Here is a 17,338-nt window from a genome sequence, read left to right on the forward strand (position 1 = left end):
TGTTATTCTCCACAGGCGGTAAGTTGAGGAAGTTGTTCTGGCAACTGTTGGGCGTACAGTCCGGCTCGTTTGACCGCGTTTACGACAGCACGCGGTGTGATGGTTGCACCAGTGAACTGGTCAAATTCACCACCATCTTTTTTTACTGCCCAACGACGGTCATCTGCGCCGTCAATTTTTTTTCCCGCAAAAAAAGTGATCCAGTCGGAGAGACGCCGCTCAATTTTGTCACCAAGACCAGGTGTTTCATGATGTTCAGTAACACGGGTGCCGAGAATGGTACCACTGAAATCGGCGCCAACGAGTAACTGAATAGCGCCGGAATAACCATCAGGTGCAGTCGCCTCCAGTACCGCAGCGACAGGTTGATCATCTTGTTTAGCAATATAAACGCGGTGTTCGCCTTTACCCAGTTCAGGCGCATTAACCAGATAACAACTCTCAGTCAGGCGGTTATTGTAGTGATCTGCGGGTAATACTTGATCAAATAACGCCTTTTGCTGGATGGCGGCTTGTTCAGCGATGGTCGATTTGGTCATCTGGTTGATGGCTGCGGTTAATCCTGCTGACCCGGCAGCAAACAGGGCCAGAGTGATGCCATGTTTTCGAATCGTTTTCAGCATGATTTATCCTTTCCGGTGTCCGTAAACGCGCGGGCGCGTGTAGTAATCGATCAGAGGAACGGTAATATTCGCCAGCAGGACAGCAAATGCCACACCATCGGGATAGCCACCAAAGCTACGAATAAGCCAGACGAGCACACCCGCCAGAGCGCCGAAAATTAAGCGTCCACGATTGGTAGTAGAGGCGGTGACGGGATCGGTAAGAATAAAAAATGCCCCCAACATCGTCGCGCCGGAAAGCATATGAATTTGTGGCGACGCGAGCGATTCAGGTGCAAACAACCAACCGAGTGTCGCGCACAGCGCCAGTGACACCAGAAAACTTACCGGGATATGCCAGCGGATAACTTTAATCGCAAGTAACCATACACCGCCAGCCAGCCATGCGAGGTTAACCCACTGCCAGCCAGCACCTGCCAACATGCCGCTAAAGATGGGATACTGCATGATCTGTTCAACGGAGCGACCAGAATGTAACGAAGTTTTCAGCGTATCTAAGGGTGTCGCCTGGCTGATTCCATCAATACCCATTCGCAGTGTACTCATATCACCACCGCTGGTGGTATGTCCGGTGAAAATCACCTGTAACGTGTCTGCCATGCCCGGTACGGTTGCTGCAATTTCATAGGGGGGGAGCCAGTTGGTCATCTGGACCGGGAAAGAGATCAGCAAAACAACATAACCGATCATTGCCGGGTTGAACGGATTCTGCCCCAGACCGCCGTAAAGTTGCTTGGCGATAATTACCGCAAAGACCGTACCGAGAACTACCATCCACCACGGTGCGAGAGGCGGAATACTTACAGCTAACAGCAAACCGGTCAGTAGTGCTGAATTATCTTTCAGAATGGCGGCAATTGGCTGATTTCTCAGTTTTAACACCAGAGCTTCAGCTGAAAGGGCGCTAATGACAGCCAATATGATCTGGACAAGTGTGCCCCAGCCAAAGAACCACAATTGTGTCGCAATACCAGGAATAGCGGCCAGCAATACCAACAGCATAATCCGTGAAGTTTGCCGTTGGTTATGGGTATAGGGGGAGCTTGCGATTCTGAATACCATTTAGTCCTCGTTAACTACCTTTTGCTGTGCTGCTTTTTTGGCTTGCGCCCGCGCGATAGCTGCAGCGATTGCAGCTTTACGTGGATCAACCACTTCTTCGCCGTTTGCTGCTGTGGTATTGCGCGGTTCAACCGTTTCGTTATCACTTGTATTAGCGGCGGCTTGCTGTTGCTGTTTACGTGCTTTGGCACGGGCGATAGCTGCTTCAACCGCGGCTTTGCGTGGATCAACCGTTTCGTTATCACTGGTATTAGCAGCAGCTTGTTGTTCTTGTTTGCGAGCTTTGGCACGGGCGATAGCTGCCTCAACCGCGGCTTTGCGTGGATCGACCGTTTCGTTAGCACTGGTATTAGCAGAGGCTTGCTGTTGCTGTTTACGTGCTTTGGCACGGGCGATAGCTGCTTCAACAGCGGCTTTGCGTGGATCGACCGTTTCGTTAGCACTGGTATCAGTGACAGCTTGTTGTTCCTGCTTACGTGCTTTAGCTCGGGCAATAGCAGCCTCAACAGCGGCTTTACGCGGATCGGCTGTTGATGGTGATTCATCGGCTTGTAGAATTTGCGCCTGCTTTGCTCTGGCCTGCGCTTTACGTGCTTCTCGTGCTGCGATAATAGCGCTGTTATCCGGACGTTCACCCGCTTTAATGATAATCGGTTGTGTCGCTTGCGTTTGTTTCTCTTTCACTCTGGCAAGAGCTGCCGCAATGGCGTCTTTATCTTTCTCTGCAGGTTGAACTGCTGCTTTTTTATGCCGTTCAAGACGCGCAGCTTTTTCACGCTCCAGACGTGCCTGCCTTGCTTCGAATCGTGCTTTGGCTTCAGCTGCACGTCGTTCTTCCTGGCGAATTGCGGCAATCTCTGCCTTTTCCTGACGAAAATATTGCACCAGCGGAATATTACTCGGACAAACCCAGGCGCAGGCACCACATTCAATACAGTCGGCAATATTGTGCGCAGTGGCTTTATCGTGTTGCTGACCTTTGCTAAACCAATATAACTGTTGTGGCAGTAAATCTGCCGGACAGGCGTCGGCGCACGAGCTGCAACGAATACAACCTTGTTCTTCTTGCGGTTCGCCGAGTTCCGAAGCTGAAGGGGCTAACAGACAGTTGGTAATTTTGACAACAGGCACATCCAGCCAGGGAAGAGTAAAGCCCATTAATGGCCCGCCCATAATTACCATCTGGTCGGCTGAAGGGCAAAATCCGGCATCGGTTAGCAGATGCTTTACAGGCGTTCCCAGCCGTGCCCATACATTACCCGGACGGCTGACGGCCTCACCAGTAAGTGTGACCACGCGTTCGGTGATCGGCTCTCCGTCAATGACGGCGCGTTTCACCGCGTAAGCCGTACCGACGTTTTGCATTAACACGCCAATATCTGAGGAACGACCGCCATGCGGCACTTGTTTGCCCGTCAGAATATATGTCAACTGTTTGGCACCGCCAGAAGGATACTTGGTTGGGATTACCCGCAGCGATATGTCATGTGAATCAGCAAGAACTGCACGCAGCATGGAAATAGCCTGCGGTTTATTATCTTCAATGCCGATCAACACTTCACGAGGCTGGAGGATATGCGCAAGAATGCGGATACCTTCCACAACTTGTGCGGCACAATCCTGCATCAGACGATCATCAGCAGTGATATATGGCTCACATTCGGCGGCGTTAATAATCAGCGTTTCAATTTTATCGCCACCGCCTTGCAATTTAACGCCAGTCGGGAAGCCTGCACCGCCGAGACCCGCCACGCCAAATTGATGAATACGCGCAATTAACTCCTCGCGGCTGTGATTGCGATAATCCAGCCAGCCATCACGTTCAATCCAGCGATCTTCGCCATCAGCATCAATAATCACGCTTAATTCAGCCAGCGCAGAAGGATGTGCCGTGGAGTGGGGGGCAATGGCGACCACGGTGCCGGAAGTCGGAGCATGTATGGGCAGCATTTTCCCGCGGCCACGCGTTAAAGGCTGACCACGTAAAACATGATCACCCACACTCACGCACAATTCTCCCTCAGCACCTATATGTTGTTTTAGGGGCATAACAAAACGTTGCGCCAGCGGAACCTGGCGCAACGGTGTGCCGTTAGACTGGCTTTTCATTTCTGGTGGATGAATGCCACCATTAAAGTCCCAGATCTTATTTTTTTTAAAGGCAGAGAATAACTTAAGCATGGTGTTCCACTGGAATGATGCGAACAGGAATCGTGTTCAGATCCCACTTCCAACTGTCAGGCGTTTCAGCAACAGGCTGTAAAGAGATGCACTGCGTCGGACAAGGATCAACGCACAAATTGCAGCCAGTACAGAGGTCACTCATGACGGTATGCATTGCGCGGGTAGCACCGACGATGGCATCTACCGGGCAGGCCTGAATACATTTGGTGCAGCCAATGCAATTATTTTCGTCAATCACCGCCACCACTCGTGCTGGCGCGAGTTCCTGCTCTTCGCCATCAATAGGTTGCGGTTCGACATTTAACAATTCAGAAATTTTCAACATAACCGCTTCACCACCTGGCGCACAGCGGTTAATTTTTTCGCCATTGCAACTGATAGCTTCAGCATAAGGGCGACAGCCTGGATAACCGCACTGCCCACACTGGCTTTGCGGTAAAATTTCGTCGATTTTTTCAACGACCGGATCATCTTCCACTGCAAAACGGCGGGAGGCATAACCCAGAATGGCGCCAAACGCCAGGCCTAACAGGCTTATGGCGGCAACGGCAATCCAGATAGTATTCATTACAACTTCACCAAACCACTGAAGCCCATAAAGGCCAGAGACATTAAACCAGCAGTAATCAGCGCAATGGCGTTACCGCGAAATGGTGCCGGAACGTTTGCAACGGCCAGACGTTCGCGAATAGCGGCGAACAATACCATAACCAGCGAAAAGCCCACCGCAGCAGAAAAACCGTACAACGCTGACTGCAGGAAATTGTGCCCGAGATTAATATTCAACAACGCCACACCCAGCACCGCGCAGTTAGTGGTGATAAGTGGGAGAAAAATCCCCAGCAAACGGTAAAGCACCGGGCTGGTTTTACGTACCACCATCTCAGTAAACTGCACCACCACAGCGATAACCAATATAAACGCCAGCGTGCGCAGATAAATCAGATTGAGCGGAATCAGAATCCAGGTATCGATGAGCCATGCGCAAATGGAGGCAAGCGTCATCACAAAGGTCGTTGCCAGTCCCATACCCATTGCCGTTTCCAGCTTTTTGGAAACGCCCATGAACGGACAAAGGCCAAGAAACTTCACCAGTACAAAGTTATTGACCAGTACAGTCCCGACAAACAGTAGCAAGTAATCAGTCATTTTTCGGCCTGAAATAAAAAAGCCGCCTATTATCCGTTAATCCACATCAGGCGACAACAGGTTAACTGTAAGGTTATTACGGGTTCACAAACGTTGCTGTAACACGAGCCGAGCGTTTGAAATAGGGGACGAATAAAGCCGTCGCAAGTAGTGAAAACAGTAACTGACGTACAACCAAAGAGTCAGCAGCTGGTGAAAAGGCAAATGCTTTTACAGCCAACAGCACAGAGATAAGCAGCCAGATAATATAGTGTTTTGGTACACATCGACGGCGTTTAAAGAAAGCGATTGTCAACCACAATGTGTAATACCACATGCCAATGGCGGTAATAAAGGAGGCGGCCCATAACGCCAGACTGGTTGAGCCTTGTTCGCCCAGCATTTTCAACGTTTGCGGTGACGCCAAAGCCATTGCGTAAAGCATCATAGCCAGTGAAACACTCAGCAATGCCACTAAGAGCCAGGCTAATGGTGCAAGCAACCAGCCGCCGATACGTTGTGCCGGTGTTGAGGTCATAATTTCTCCGGATGTGCTAAAGCTAACAGGCGTACCAAATCATTTGAGCCGATTATTATATCGCTTTCAATGATGATCGCTACTTTCTTTATTATTGCACGTAGTGCCAGACGGATTGCGGCACTTTGCCGATATCGTACAGACGACCACCAGAGACCAGTTCTGCACGACGATGGTCAGCAGCACGGTACATATTGATTATTTCATGATCATCGGTAAGGGTATAATTAAGATGGTCAAACAGTTTTTCAAGACTTTCAAGCGAACTGATTTTACGAAATTTTAATAAATAGTCCTGTACAGTCATAGAAGGTTCCATATTAAAATTAATACTAAAGAGGTAGGATTGACTCCGGGAACGGCAAAATAACCACAAAAATTATTCAACAGCCAGCAATGAAATAGGTAGCGATAATGAAAAAATACTCGACAAAATCGAACAAAGAATATCCTGCATACCCGTTACTGACAATCATTAAAGACGTAGTGATAAATATTATTATCCGAATTCAGTGACACATTCTGTTGCATATTGTACAACCGGCTGCGAGCCAGGCGAAAGAAATCTCGTGGTCACCTTTATTTCTTTTGTACCGCTGTTGTTTGCTCAGGTGGTTGATAGTTATCAATATGACTGGCTACGCCTAACAGAATGACAGAAATCACTAATACAACCCAACCGGTTAATTCAATTAAACGATTCATCGCGGATTACTTCGACTAAGATTTTCAATATACAGGGTACGAATATTACTGAGCAATGGGCTTATCAGCAAGTTGGTGCATGTTGATTTTAGCGGTTTTTTCATCTGAAACAGGCACTTTGTAATATTTCATTGACTTAAGTTAAACCTTATTCACTGGTGACACCGCGAGTAATCTGTTGTGGCAGTTGGTGAGATGGTGTAAATAACTACGTTTCGCACAAAGAGGTCAGAAGATGAGCGACAGAATCAGGGTAGGATTAATCGGTTATGGCTATGCCAGTAAAACGTTCCATGCCCCTTTGATTGCAGGTACTCCAGGTCTGGAACTGGCAGCGGTATCAAGTAGTGATGAAGCAAAAGTTAAGGTGGACTGGCCGACAGTTACTGTTGTTTCAGAACCGAAACATCTGTTTAACGATCCTCATCTTGATTTAATTGTAATCCCGACGCCAAACGATACCCATTTCCCTCTGGCGAAAGCTGCGCTGGAAGCGGGTAAACACGTGATTGTTGATAAGCCATTCACCGTGACACTGTCACAAGCTCGCGAGCTGGATTCCCTGGCGCGCAGCCTTGGAAGGGTACTTTCGGTCTTTCATAACCGTCGATGGGATAGTGATTTCCTGACGTTGAAAGCGTTATTGGCCGAAGGCACACTGGGTGAAGTGGCTTATTTTGAATCTCACTTTGACCGTTTCCGCCCGCAAGTTCGTGATCGCTGGCGTGAGCAAGGCGGTCCGGGGAGCGGTATCTGGTACGATTTAGGGCCACATTTACTGGATCAGGCAATTAATCTGTTTGGTCTGCCTGTCAGTCTGACGGTTGACCTTGCGCAACTGCGCCCTGGTGCGCAATCCACCGATTATTTTCATGCCATTTTGTCGTATCCACAGCGGCGAGTGATTCTCCACGGCACTATGCTGGCAGCGGCAGAATCCGCCCGTTATATCGTTCACGGTTCCCGTGGTAGTTATGTGAAATATGGACTTGACCCTCAGGAAGAGAGATTGAAAAACGGCGAACGACTGCCACAGGAAGACTGGGGCTATGATATGCGTGACGGTGTGCTGACACGCGTCGAAGGTGATGCACGGGTAGAAGAGACGTTGCTGACAATCCCCGGCAATTATCCGGCGTATTATGCTGCTATTCGTGATGCGCTAAAAGGTGAAGGGGAAAATCCAGTACCGGCCAGTCAGGCGATCCAAATTATGGAGTTGATCGAGCTGGGCATTGAATCAGCGAAGCATCGGGCGACACTTTCTCTGGCATAATCTTAAACGAACAGACCGGCAACAAAGCCGGTCTGTAACATGTGGTTATTGTCCTGCAGCGACTTTCGCACGCAGGGCTTTTTTCTCTGCATCGCTCAGGAAAGCGATTTCCAGACCGTTTATTTGCGCCTGGCGAATCTGCTCGCGGGATAACCCGGCTGCAGGCGCTGCTATATTATATTCATGAATAATATCAACCCCCTGAACGCCGGGATCATCCGTATTCAGGCTGGCAAGAATACCGTGTTCAAGAAAAGTTTTAAGAGGATGCACACTCAGAGAAGAGACGGTGCTGGTCTGAATATTTGATGTCAGACAGGACTCAATTCCGATCCGCTGTTCCGCCAGAAAATCCATCAGCGCCCGATCCTCAATGGCTTTAACGCCGTGACCAATACGTTCGGCACCCAGTTCACGGATCGCCTGCCAAATACTTTCGGCTCCAGCAGCTTCACCAGCATGAACAGTAATACGCCAGCCAGCGTCGCGGGCACGGTTAAAATGAGAGAGGAACAGACTACCAGGGAAGCCAAGTTCGTCACCGGCTAAATCCAGCGCAGTAATGTGATCCCGATGGGCTAAAAGCGCTTCAAGTTCCTGCAGACAAGCAGCTTCACCAAAAGTACGGCTCATTATGCCAATCAGGCGAGCTTCGACACCAAAAGTTTTACACCCTTCCTGAACACCAGCAATGACCGCTTCCACCACCCCGGCAACGGGCAACTGGTGAGTCATAGCCATATAGCCAGGGGAAAAACGCAGCTCTACATAATGCAGACCATTACGGGCAGCATCTTCAATATTCTCAAAAGCAACGCGGCGAACAGAATCCAGCGATGCCAGGACTTTTACCCCCCAATCCAGCTTGCTTAAAAAGCTCACCAGATCCGGTTCAGTGCTGGTGACCTGGACATGGGGGATAAGCGCCTCAAGAGAATCAGCAGGCAGCACAATATTGTGTTGACGACCAAGTTCAAGAATGGTTTGTGGGCGAATGTTACCGTCGAGGTGGCGATGGATATCAGTTAATGGCAGAGAAGTATCAATCATAATTGCACTCATTATTTTGAATATAAAAGTGCGCGCCATTATAAAAACAAATCTTCGGAAAAATCTACGTTGCGCAATAAATATATCTATTGCGCAACACATTAATCACCGCAGTGACAATATTGCCTTAATTAATCCCTGCACCCCTTTTTCCAGTTTAGCGCGCGGGCATCCAACATTAAGGCGGATAAAGCCGCGTCCTTCTTCACCATAGGTAAAGCCAGGCATAATGGCGATTTTTTGCTGATGAATGAGTCTGTCCTGCAATAGTGCATCATTAATATTTAACGGACGTAAATCTATCCATGCCAGATAGGTGGAGTGGGGAGTTTGCCAGTTGAGTTCCGGGAATGTGCCGTTAAGTTCTTCGGCGACATAATCCAGATTAGCATTGAGATACTGACGTAAGGCATCAAGCCATGGTGCACCGTGTTGATAAGCGGCGATATGTGCCGTGAGTGCCAGTACTGCCGGGGAAGAAAGTCCATCACGACTTTTCAGTGCTGTCAAATAAGCTTCGCGGCACTGACGGCTTTCAATAATTCCATAAGCTCCGGTTAACGCGGGAATATTGAAACTTTTCGAACCTGAAGTCAGCAAAGCCCAGTCTCCGCGAGCAACATAACTCCATGGAATATGTTGATGCGCACTCCACACCATATCCATGTGAATTTCATCAGAAATTACGCGTACACCGTGGCGCTGACAGAGCTCAGCCATGGTCTGTAATTCATCAAGCGTCCACACTTTTCCTGTCGGGTTTTGTGGACTGCATAGCAGCATAACCTTACATTCCGGACGGGCCAGTTCACGTTCCAGTTGCTGCATATCGCAGTACCAGCCATCAGCCTGTTTTTCCAGCGAGATGGGCAGAACGGTGCGCTGATTACCTTCAATCGCTTTATAAAAAGCATCATATGCCGGGGTATGAATCAGCACGCCATCGCCTGGCGCCGACCACTGGCGAATCAGTTCTGCAACCATATAGATAACAGAAGGTCCGTAAACTATCGATTGCGGATCAAGAGTCGTGTCATGGCGAGTCGCAAACCAGTGGGTAATGGCAGAGAGAAAATCATCGTTATTCCAGCGACTGTAGCCGAGGACACCATGCATCAGGCGCTGATTCAGTGCCTCAATGATGCAGGGAGCTGTCGCAAAATCCATATCAGAAATGGTGAATGGCAGCAGGTCTGCACTACCAAAACGATCCGCGATATAGTCCCATTGCGTACACCAGGTCCCACGTCTGTCAATTTCCTTTGAAAAATCAAACATATGATGTCCTTAAGCTTGAGTTGTATTCATTAAACCCACGATCTCATCTTTGACTGACGGTACATGGGTAATCACGACCTGAAGAAGTTGCTGATTAAACTGCACTCTACTGCTGGCGCGATAGTCTTTTAGTGCCGGAATATTCAGAAGTGACGCATTTATCACTGACCAGGGCAGTCAGAATATTGTCAGCGTTTGTTTGATTACCGGGAGAAAGCGGGGATTCGATAGAACGCCGGAGTGAAATTCTCCGGCGCTGTTACCTTTATGGGAGAGCGGGAACTGCGGGCACTGATAATGCAGGCATGGCAAACATGCCAACGAACGCTTCCAGCGGCATTTTTTGGCCATTAAGCGTAATTTGACCATTGGCATATTGCAGGCTGGTGGTGATGGTATTGTCATTCAACGTCGTCAGGCGGAACATCTGCCCGGCAGCTGAAAATCCATTAACCTGCTGTTGAGCTAATTTTTCAGCCTTATCTTGCTGATAGCCTTCAAGTTTTGCCACCTGAGTCATCAACTCCGTTGCCATATCCACAGGGATGGTCAGTTTTGCATCCAGAGATTTTACAGAGCGATCCACTTCCTGAGCCAACGTTTGAGGCTGTTCGGTAGTGGTGGTGGGATCTTTGAGGAACAACGACAGATTAAACGCGCTTTCACCTTTGCTGTTCTTCCAGCTCAGTGGTGCAATCGTAATAACCGGATCACCTTTCATCAGCAGCGGCAGAGCAGCAAAAAATGCTTCGGTCACTTTTTGCTGATAGAGTTCCGGATTATTGCTGATTTCTGGTTGTGCCATCAGTGCCTGAGTCTGGGCATTGTACTGCCGGGTAAACTGGTGCAGGGCCGCGCCATCAATCTGACCCACTTTAAGAGTCAGCTTACCGCTGCCCAGATCCTGATTCTGCATTTTCAGGCTCTTAAGTGAGTAGTCCAGTTGGCTATTGATCGTTTTGCCGTCGTTCACCAAATCAGATTTACCCGCAATCTCCATCCCTTCCAGTAGTGCCAGTTCCTTGCCTGCGACTGAAATGGCTACTTTGTCTACAGAAAGTTGCTGATTACCCACTCGTTCGCCGAAATCCGCAAGTGTACTGGAACCCTCGGTTTTCAGGTTGTTAAAGGTGATCTGAACTTTTTGGTCGTATTCATTCACTGCATCAATCAGGCCGCTTTGTGCTTCCCCGGAAAGGGAAATAACTTTACCGTCCCGGTCTGCATTAACCTGAAACTCACCGCCACTAAAGGCAACTTTTTCACCTTCTTTTTCATAATTTAGTGAGTTCAGATGAATATCTGAACGGCTATCGCCGCTATAACTAATACGTGAATTGACGACGAAAGGCATTTCGCCTTTAGAGAGTTCAAACAGTGGTTGAGTTACTTCATTATTGACCAGAGTGGTTCTGACCGATGCCATCGCCGGGATAAGATTGAGCGATTTTAACTGGGAGAGCGGAAAGGGGCCATGATCAACAGATTCGTCGAGGATGATGCTGTGACCAGTTTTAATCCACGGACTCACCTTACCTGCCTCAGGTTTCACTACCAACTGTAACTGGCTACTGAAAATGCCACGCTGATAATTTTGATAACTCACCTCCACGTTAGCCTCAGGAGCGGTGAGCTTGAGTTGCGCATTGGCCTGGCTAACCATCTCCGCCAGATGCGTTTCCAGTTTTTTCCCCGTGTACCATGCACCACCTGTCCAGATAAGACCAAGTGCTACAACAACGCCTGCCGCTACCAGCGATTTTTTCATATTTTTTATCCGTAAAATGAAACCAGGCGGAACATACCGCCTGGTGGTGTTATAAGCCTTTAATAAGCTTAGCAAGAGTTGTTAAATATTTCAGTATGCCATTACAGCTTGTTGTAAACGCGGGCTAAACGACCATTGCCACTCACTAAAACCGGCGACTCGTTTGCGGCTATAAAAGCAGATTCGCCAGGCTTCAGATGTAACTGTTGATCACCTTTGCGCAAACAGGCTTCACCTTCAACGCAGAACAGGATTGCCGCACTTTGCTGGTTAACGGCAGCTTCGTCTTTCGTCAGGTCATGCAAAGCAAACGCAAAATCCTCAACCGGAATAGGGAAGTCAAGTTCATGACCGTTTTTGATGGGCTGCGTCAACAATTGTCCCGCGGGTTTCGCTTCAAACTTAACGTTGGCAACCAGCTCAGGAATATCAATATATTTTGGTGTCAAACCGGCGCGTAATACGTTATCGGAGTTGGCCATGACTTCCAGAGCCACGCCCTGCAAATAAGCGTGTGGCGTTTCGGCAAACAGGAACATGGCTTCACCAGGATTCAGTTTCACCACATTGAGCAGCAGTGGTGAGAACAGGCCGCTGTCATCTGGATAAAACTGCGCGATCACGCGAATCGTCTGCCACGGTTCACCCTGCTGAGTGTCGAGTGCCGATTTCAGAATGGCCAGCGCGCGGGATTTTTCCTCTCCCTGCATATTGAGCAGGGCGGCAAACAGTTCACTTAAACGTTCGGCATCAGGTTGCTGTAAAAAATGGGCAATTGCCGGATGCGCCCCCGCAACAGGTTGCAGCAACGAAACAATCTCAGAGAATTCACGGAACGCGTTCATTGCAAGGAACGGTGTCAGGGCAAAAACTAACTCTGGTTTATGATTGGGATCTTTATAATTTCGCTCGGCGGCATCCATTGGAATACCTGCTGCATTTTCTTTGGCAAAGCCGATTTCAGAGTTACGTTTGTTAGGGTGCACCTGAATAGAGAGCGGTTGCGCGGCACACAACACTTTGAACAAAAACGGGAGTTCGCCAAAACGCTCCGCGACTGCATCCCCAAGCAGGGCTGATTTATCGTTCTCAATAACATCACGCAGTGAGACGATTTGTCCTTCAGATGTTTCAACTTTTGAGCTGCTTTTCGGGTGTGCGCCCATCCATAACTCGGCCATCGGTTGTTGGGATGGGTTGGCGATACCGTAAAGATCCGTTAACGCTGTTTTACTTCCCCAGGCATAGTTCTGCACTGAGTTAATGAGTTTTTGCATTATCAAGCCCTGTTTCATGTGTAATTTGTTGGCGTTATTAAAGCAAGAATTCTCTGGCAAGTAACCTGTGGGCTTAAAAAGTCGTACTAGTCTCAGTTTTTGTTAAATATTTGTGTATGATGCTGTTACCTGGTTTTTAACGAGTGTCGCAAGATACTGAGAGAAAAAACTGAACGAGCAGTAAGTGAGAGAACAATGTCAAATAAACCCTTCCATTATCAGGCTCCTTTTCCACTCAAGAAAGATGATACCGAGTACTATCTGCTGTCCAGCGAACATGTCACTGTCTCTGAATTTGAAGGACAGGAGATCTTAAAAGTTGCTCCCGAAGCACTGACTCTGTTGGCGAGACAGGCGTTTCATGATGCCTCATTTATGCTGCGTCCTGCCCATCAACAGCAGGTAGCTGATATTTTGCGTGACCCTGAAGCCAGTGAAAACGATAAATATGTCGCACTGCAATTCCTGCGCAACTCGGATATCGCGGCAAAAGGCGTATTGCCAACCTGCCAGGATACCGGTACAGCCATTATCGTTGGCAAAAAAGGTCAGCGTGTATGGACTGGTGGAGGTGATGAAGCTGCGCTGGCACGTGGTGTGTACGATACCTACATTGAAGATAACCTGCGCTATTCACAAAACGCCGCGCTTGATATGTACAAAGAAGTGAACACCGGTACTAACCTGCCAGCCCAGATCGATCTCTACGCGGTTGATGGTGATGAGTATAAATTCCTTTGCATCGCGAAAGGTGGTGGTTCGGCAAACAAAACGTATCTCTATCAGGAAACCAAAGCATTACTGACACCGGGGAAACTGAAAAATTACCTGGTTGAGAAAATGCGCACACTGGGTACAGCAGCTTGCCCGCCTTATCATATTGCGTTTGTTATCGGTGGCACTTCTGCTGAAACCAACCTTAAAACAGTGAAACTGGCGTCGGCGAAATACTATGACGAGCTACCAACGGAAGGGAATGAGCATGGTCAGGCATTCCGTGATGTTGAGCTGGAAAAAGAGTTGCTGATCGAAGCACAGAATCTGGGGCTGGGAGCGCAGTTCGGCGGTAAATATTTCGCCCATGATATCCGTGTCATCCGTCTGCCACGCCATGGAGCATCTTGCCCGGTTGGTATGGGCGTCTCATGTTCTGCTGACCGTAATATTAAAGCGAAGATCAATCGCCAGGGTATCTGGATTGAGAAGCTGGAACATAACCCAGGGAAATACATTCCTGAAGAGCTGCGTAAAGCGGGAGAAGGTGAGGCCGTACGTGTTGATTTAAATCGTCCGATGAGTGAAATCCTCGCTCAGTTGTCGCAGTATCCGGTATCAACGCGCTTATCGCTGAACGGCACCATTATTGTCGGTCGTGATATTGCACACGCTAAACTGAAAGAGCGTATGGATAACGGGGAAGGTCTGCCACAGTACATTAAAGATCACCCAATTTATTATGCAGGTCCGGCGAAAACACCGGCAGGATACGCATCAGGATCTCTTGGCCCAACTACCGCCGGACGTATGGACTCTTATGTCGATCAGTTACAGTCCCACGGTGGCAGCATGATCATGCTGGCCAAAGGTAACCGTAGCCAGCAGTTAACAGATGCCTGTAAAAAACACGGTGGCTTCTACCTCGGCAGTATTGGCGGCCCGGCAGCGGTCTTGGCCCAGGGCAGCATTAAGAGCCTTGAGTGTGTTGAGTACCCGGAGCTTGGCATGGAAGCTATCTGGAAAATTGAAGTCGAAGATTTCCCGGCATTTATCCTTGTGGATGACAAAGGAAATGACTTCTTCCAACAGATACAAATGTCGCAGTGTTCGCGCTGCGTCAAGTAATCGCCAGGTAAGCCGTCCTTCGGGGCGGCTTTTTATTGTTATTAAATAGTAAATACTTTGTTGGGTATGTGCTCTAAGTAATTTGAGTCGCAGCACATGTAATGGGAATGATGACTGAACAGATGCAATAAACAATCAGGTGAGGAGCAGGCCATGAAAACAGTACGCAGCGAAAAAGATTCAATGGGTGCGATTGACGTTCCGGCAGATAAATTGTGGGGCGCACAAACCCAACGTTCGCTGGAACATTTTCGGATATCTACGGAAAAAATGCCCGTTTCACTGATTCATGCACTGGCGCTCACCAAGCGTGCAGCGGCTAAAGTAAACCAGGATTTAGGTTTGCTCTCAGAAGAAAAAGCAAGCGCCATCTGTGAAGCGGCAGATGAAGTACTGGCCGGAAAGCATAGTGATGAATTTCCGTTGGCTATCTGGCAAACCGGTTCTGGTACACAAAGCAATATGAACATGAATGAAGTGCTGGCTAACCGGGCCAGCGAACTGCTTGGCGGTGTGCGTGGCATGGAACGTAAAGTTCATCCTAACGATGATGTAAATAAAAGCCAAAGTTCCAATGATGTATTTCCCACTGCCATGCACGTTGCCGCTTTGTTGTCGCTGCAAAATCAACTGATTCCGCAGCTTAAAACGCTTACACATACCTTAAATGAAAAATCACGTGCGTTTGCTGATATCGTCAAAATTGGTCGTACACATTTGCAAGATGCCACACCGTTGACCCTGGGGCAGGAGATTTCCGGCTGGGTGGCGATGCTGGAACATAACCTTAAGCATATCGAATACAGCCTGCCTCACGTAGCGGAGTTGGCACTGGGCGGCACGGCGGTTGGCACGGGGCTGAACACACATCCGGAATATGCTCATCGTGTGGCGGAGGAACTGGCGTCATTAACTTCAGCTCCCTTTGTTACCGCGCCGAACAAATTTGAAGCGCTGGCAACCTGCGATGCTCTGGTGCAGGCACACGGCGCGTTAAAAGGGCTGGCAGCTTCGCTGATGAAGATTGCCAACGATGTTCGCTGGCTGGCTTCTGGCCCCCGCTGCGGCATCGGTGAAATCTCCATTCCTGAAAACGAACCTGGCAGTTCAATTATGCCAGGTAAAGTCAACCCGACGCAGTGCGAAGCATTGACCATGCTCTGTTGTCAGGTAATGGGTAACGATGTCGCTATCAATATGGGCGGTGCGTCAGGTAATTTCGAATTGAACGTCTTCCGCCCAATGGTGATCCACAATTTCCTGCAATCGGTACGTTTGCTGGCTGACGGTATGGAAAGTTTTAACCAACATTGCGCAGTGGGTATCGAACCAAATCGTGCGCGAATCAACCAACTGCTTAATGAATCGCTGATGCTGGTTACCGCTCTGAATACCCATATTGGTTATGACAAAGCAGCAGAAATTGCCAAAAAAGCCCACAAAGAAGGGCTGACATTAAAAGCAGCAGCCCTGGCGTTGGGATATCTGAGCGAAGCTGAATTCGACAGTTGGGTACGCCCTGAACAGATGGTTGGAAGTATGCAACAAAACCACTAATCAGCTACATACAGATGCAGTCGTGGAATGATTAAACGAAGCGGCTGCGCCTGTGGTTTATAGCGATGCTGAACATTCGCGGCGTCGTAATTGAGTAATTCGCCAATATCCGGCACCCCGGCACCATTGTCGGTATTAATTAAGGCAATAAGCGGCGTAGGGCAGGCATGTTGTACTTGCTTTTGATCGCCCTTATACCAGACGCGGGCAATAGGCTGTACCTTTACTGGCCGTTTAATTTTTAATTTCGCCTCCTGGGGCAGAGAGGCGATATCCTGATACTCGCGTTCCAGTTTTGCCTGCCACTCTTCCCGTGTCCATGGGTAAACGCTACGCGGTGATTTGAGGCTTTTCTCAAGTTGCGCCAGTACGTCGTCGCGTCGTAAGTTCTTAATAATATGTTTGTTCGCCCAACCAAAACGTAAGGTCGCCGGATCGTTAATAACCGTCAACGTTCGATAAGCGTTAAGCGTTATGAGACCTGGCAAGTGGCGGTGTACCCACTCAAAACGCGCTGCTGTTGGTAAACCAGACTCCACTGTGACAATGTGCTCAAAGGCCATTTTTAATTCATTGATGCGTTTAACGTGTTCTTCAAGCAGGGGACGAGTATTGTCATCAACCTGATAACAGATGACTCCGGGCAATCTTACTGCAGCTTTGCTACTACGGTTTTCAGACTGTTGTTGGATAAACAAATGGCGAAAATGGCGCAACGCCAAAGATTCAGCCTCTGTTCCCAAATGTTGTTTTACCTCGATCTGTTCCAGTGGGTTATGTTCATCCTCTTTTTTGACTTCGGGTAATGAAAATACGCGGGCGATCAGCAACCTGTGCTGTTCAAGCTCTGCAACAAAGGTCGCCAGCGCCAGCTCCATTTGACGAAAAGTAGTATTGAGTCGGTCAACAAGATCGTAACGGGCCATAAAACCACCATTTAGTTACAACATACTTTATGTATATCACAACATGCCGGACATCACCACCGTGCGGTCATGGTCTGGCAGGGATTTATGCATTTATTTCCAGGCAGTGTTCAACATGCTATAG

General features: G+C 48.6%; 16 protein-coding genes. 3 read left to right on the plus strand and 13 right to left on the minus strand.

What is annotated here, in order from left to right:
• Positions 1-2: 2 nt before the first annotated feature.
• The 8 genes from rsxG to blr form a co-directional block, all read right to left on the minus strand.
• A complete protein-coding gene (gene rsxG, locus EFER_RS07145) occupies positions 3-623 on the minus strand; it encodes an electron transport complex subunit RsxG (protein ID WP_000920774.1) in 621 nt (206 codons plus the stop codon).
• A gap of 3 nt (positions 624-626) precedes the next feature.
• A complete protein-coding gene (gene rsxD, locus EFER_RS07150; RefSeq protein WP_000231900.1) occupies positions 627-1,685 on the minus strand; it encodes an electron transport complex subunit RsxD in 1,059 nt (352 codons plus the stop codon).
• The gene (gene rsxC / locus EFER_RS07155) at positions 1,686-3,866 is read right to left on the minus strand and encodes an electron transport complex subunit RsxC (RefSeq protein WP_000915567.1); all 2,181 of its coding nucleotides are present in this window, start codon (positions 3,864-3,866) and stop codon (positions 1,686-1,688) included.
• Positions 3,859-4,437, minus strand: coding sequence for an electron transport complex subunit RsxB (rsxB, locus tag EFER_RS07160; protein WP_001092589.1), 579 nt, complete (start codon positions 4,435-4,437; stop codon positions 3,859-3,861). The genes rsxC and rsxB overlap by 8 nt, the downstream gene beginning before the upstream one ends.
• Positions 4,437-5,018, minus strand: a complete 582-nt coding sequence (gene rsxA / locus EFER_RS07165; protein ID WP_000133195.1) for an electron transport complex subunit RsxA — start codon at positions 5,016-5,018, stop codon at positions 4,437-4,439. The genes rsxB and rsxA overlap by 1 nt, the downstream gene beginning before the upstream one ends.
• Positions 5,019-5,094: 76 nt before the next feature.
• Positions 5,095-5,535, minus strand: a complete 441-nt coding sequence (locus EFER_RS07170; protein WP_000204792.1) for a DUF2569 domain-containing protein — start codon at positions 5,533-5,535, stop codon at positions 5,095-5,097.
• 91 nt (positions 5,536-5,626) lie between these two features.
• Positions 5,627-5,842, minus strand: coding sequence for a transcription modulator YdgT (gene ydgT / locus EFER_RS07175; RefSeq protein WP_000217945.1), 216 nt, complete (start codon positions 5,840-5,842; stop codon positions 5,627-5,629).
• A gap of 272 nt (positions 5,843-6,114) precedes the next feature.
• A complete protein-coding gene (gene blr / locus EFER_RS07180; RefSeq protein ID WP_001080815.1) occupies positions 6,115-6,240 on the minus strand; it encodes a division septum protein Blr in 126 nt (41 codons plus the stop codon).
• A gap of 235 nt (positions 6,241-6,475) precedes the next feature.
• On the opposite strand from blr, the gene EFER_RS07185 reads away from it, so the two are divergent.
• Entirely contained in the window at positions 6,476-7,516 is a 1,041-nt protein-coding gene (locus tag EFER_RS07185) for an oxidoreductase (protein ID WP_001283781.1), read from the plus strand.
• A 45-nt stretch (positions 7,517-7,561) separates the two neighbouring features.
• Here the strand turns inward: EFER_RS07185 and add are convergent, their stop codons facing one another.
• The 4 genes from add to manA form a co-directional block, all read right to left on the minus strand.
• Positions 7,562-8,566, minus strand: coding sequence for an adenosine deaminase (gene add, locus EFER_RS07190; protein ID WP_000567462.1), 1,005 nt, complete (start codon positions 8,564-8,566; stop codon positions 7,562-7,564).
• Between the two features lie 105 nt (positions 8,567-8,671).
• Positions 8,672-9,844: a MalY/PatB family protein gene (locus EFER_RS07195; protein ID WP_000459339.1), complete on the minus strand. Its 1,173-nt coding sequence runs from the start codon at positions 9,842-9,844 to the stop codon at positions 8,672-8,674.
• A gap of 265 nt (positions 9,845-10,109) precedes the next feature.
• A complete protein-coding gene (locus tag EFER_RS07200) occupies positions 10,110-11,612 on the minus strand; it encodes a YdgA family protein (protein ID WP_000749394.1) in 1,503 nt (500 codons plus the stop codon).
• 101 nt (positions 11,613-11,713) lie between these two features.
• Complete coding sequence (gene manA / locus EFER_RS07205) at positions 11,714-12,889, minus strand: mannose-6-phosphate isomerase (RefSeq protein WP_001170607.1); 1,176 nt, start codon at positions 12,887-12,889, stop codon at positions 11,714-11,716.
• Positions 12,890-13,084: 195 nt separating this feature from the next.
• Between manA and fumB the strand changes: the two genes are divergently transcribed.
• Both fumB and fumC read left to right on the plus strand, forming a co-directional pair.
• Positions 13,085-14,731 carry a class I fumarate hydratase gene (fumB, locus tag EFER_RS07210; RefSeq protein ID WP_000066617.1) on the plus strand — a complete coding sequence of 549 codons (1,647 nt, stop codon included), beginning with the start codon at positions 13,085-13,087 and terminating at the stop codon, positions 14,729-14,731.
• A gap of 153 nt (positions 14,732-14,884) precedes the next feature.
• On the plus strand, positions 14,885-16,288 hold the full coding sequence (gene fumC, locus EFER_RS07215) for a class II fumarate hydratase (RefSeq protein WP_000860012.1): 1,404 nt from the start codon (positions 14,885-14,887) through the stop codon (positions 16,286-16,288).
• Here the strand turns inward: fumC and tus are convergent.
• On the minus strand, positions 16,285-17,214 hold the full coding sequence (gene tus, locus EFER_RS07220) for a DNA replication terminus site-binding protein (RefSeq protein ID WP_000135172.1): 930 nt from the start codon (positions 17,212-17,214) through the stop codon (positions 16,285-16,287). The genes fumC and tus overlap by 4 nt on opposite strands.
• Between the last annotated feature and the right edge of the window lie 124 nt (positions 17,215-17,338).

The sequence above is a fragment of the Escherichia fergusonii ATCC 35469 genome (assembly GCF_000026225.1).
Taxonomy (GTDB): domain Bacteria; phylum Pseudomonadota; class Gammaproteobacteria; order Enterobacterales; family Enterobacteriaceae; genus Escherichia; species Escherichia fergusonii.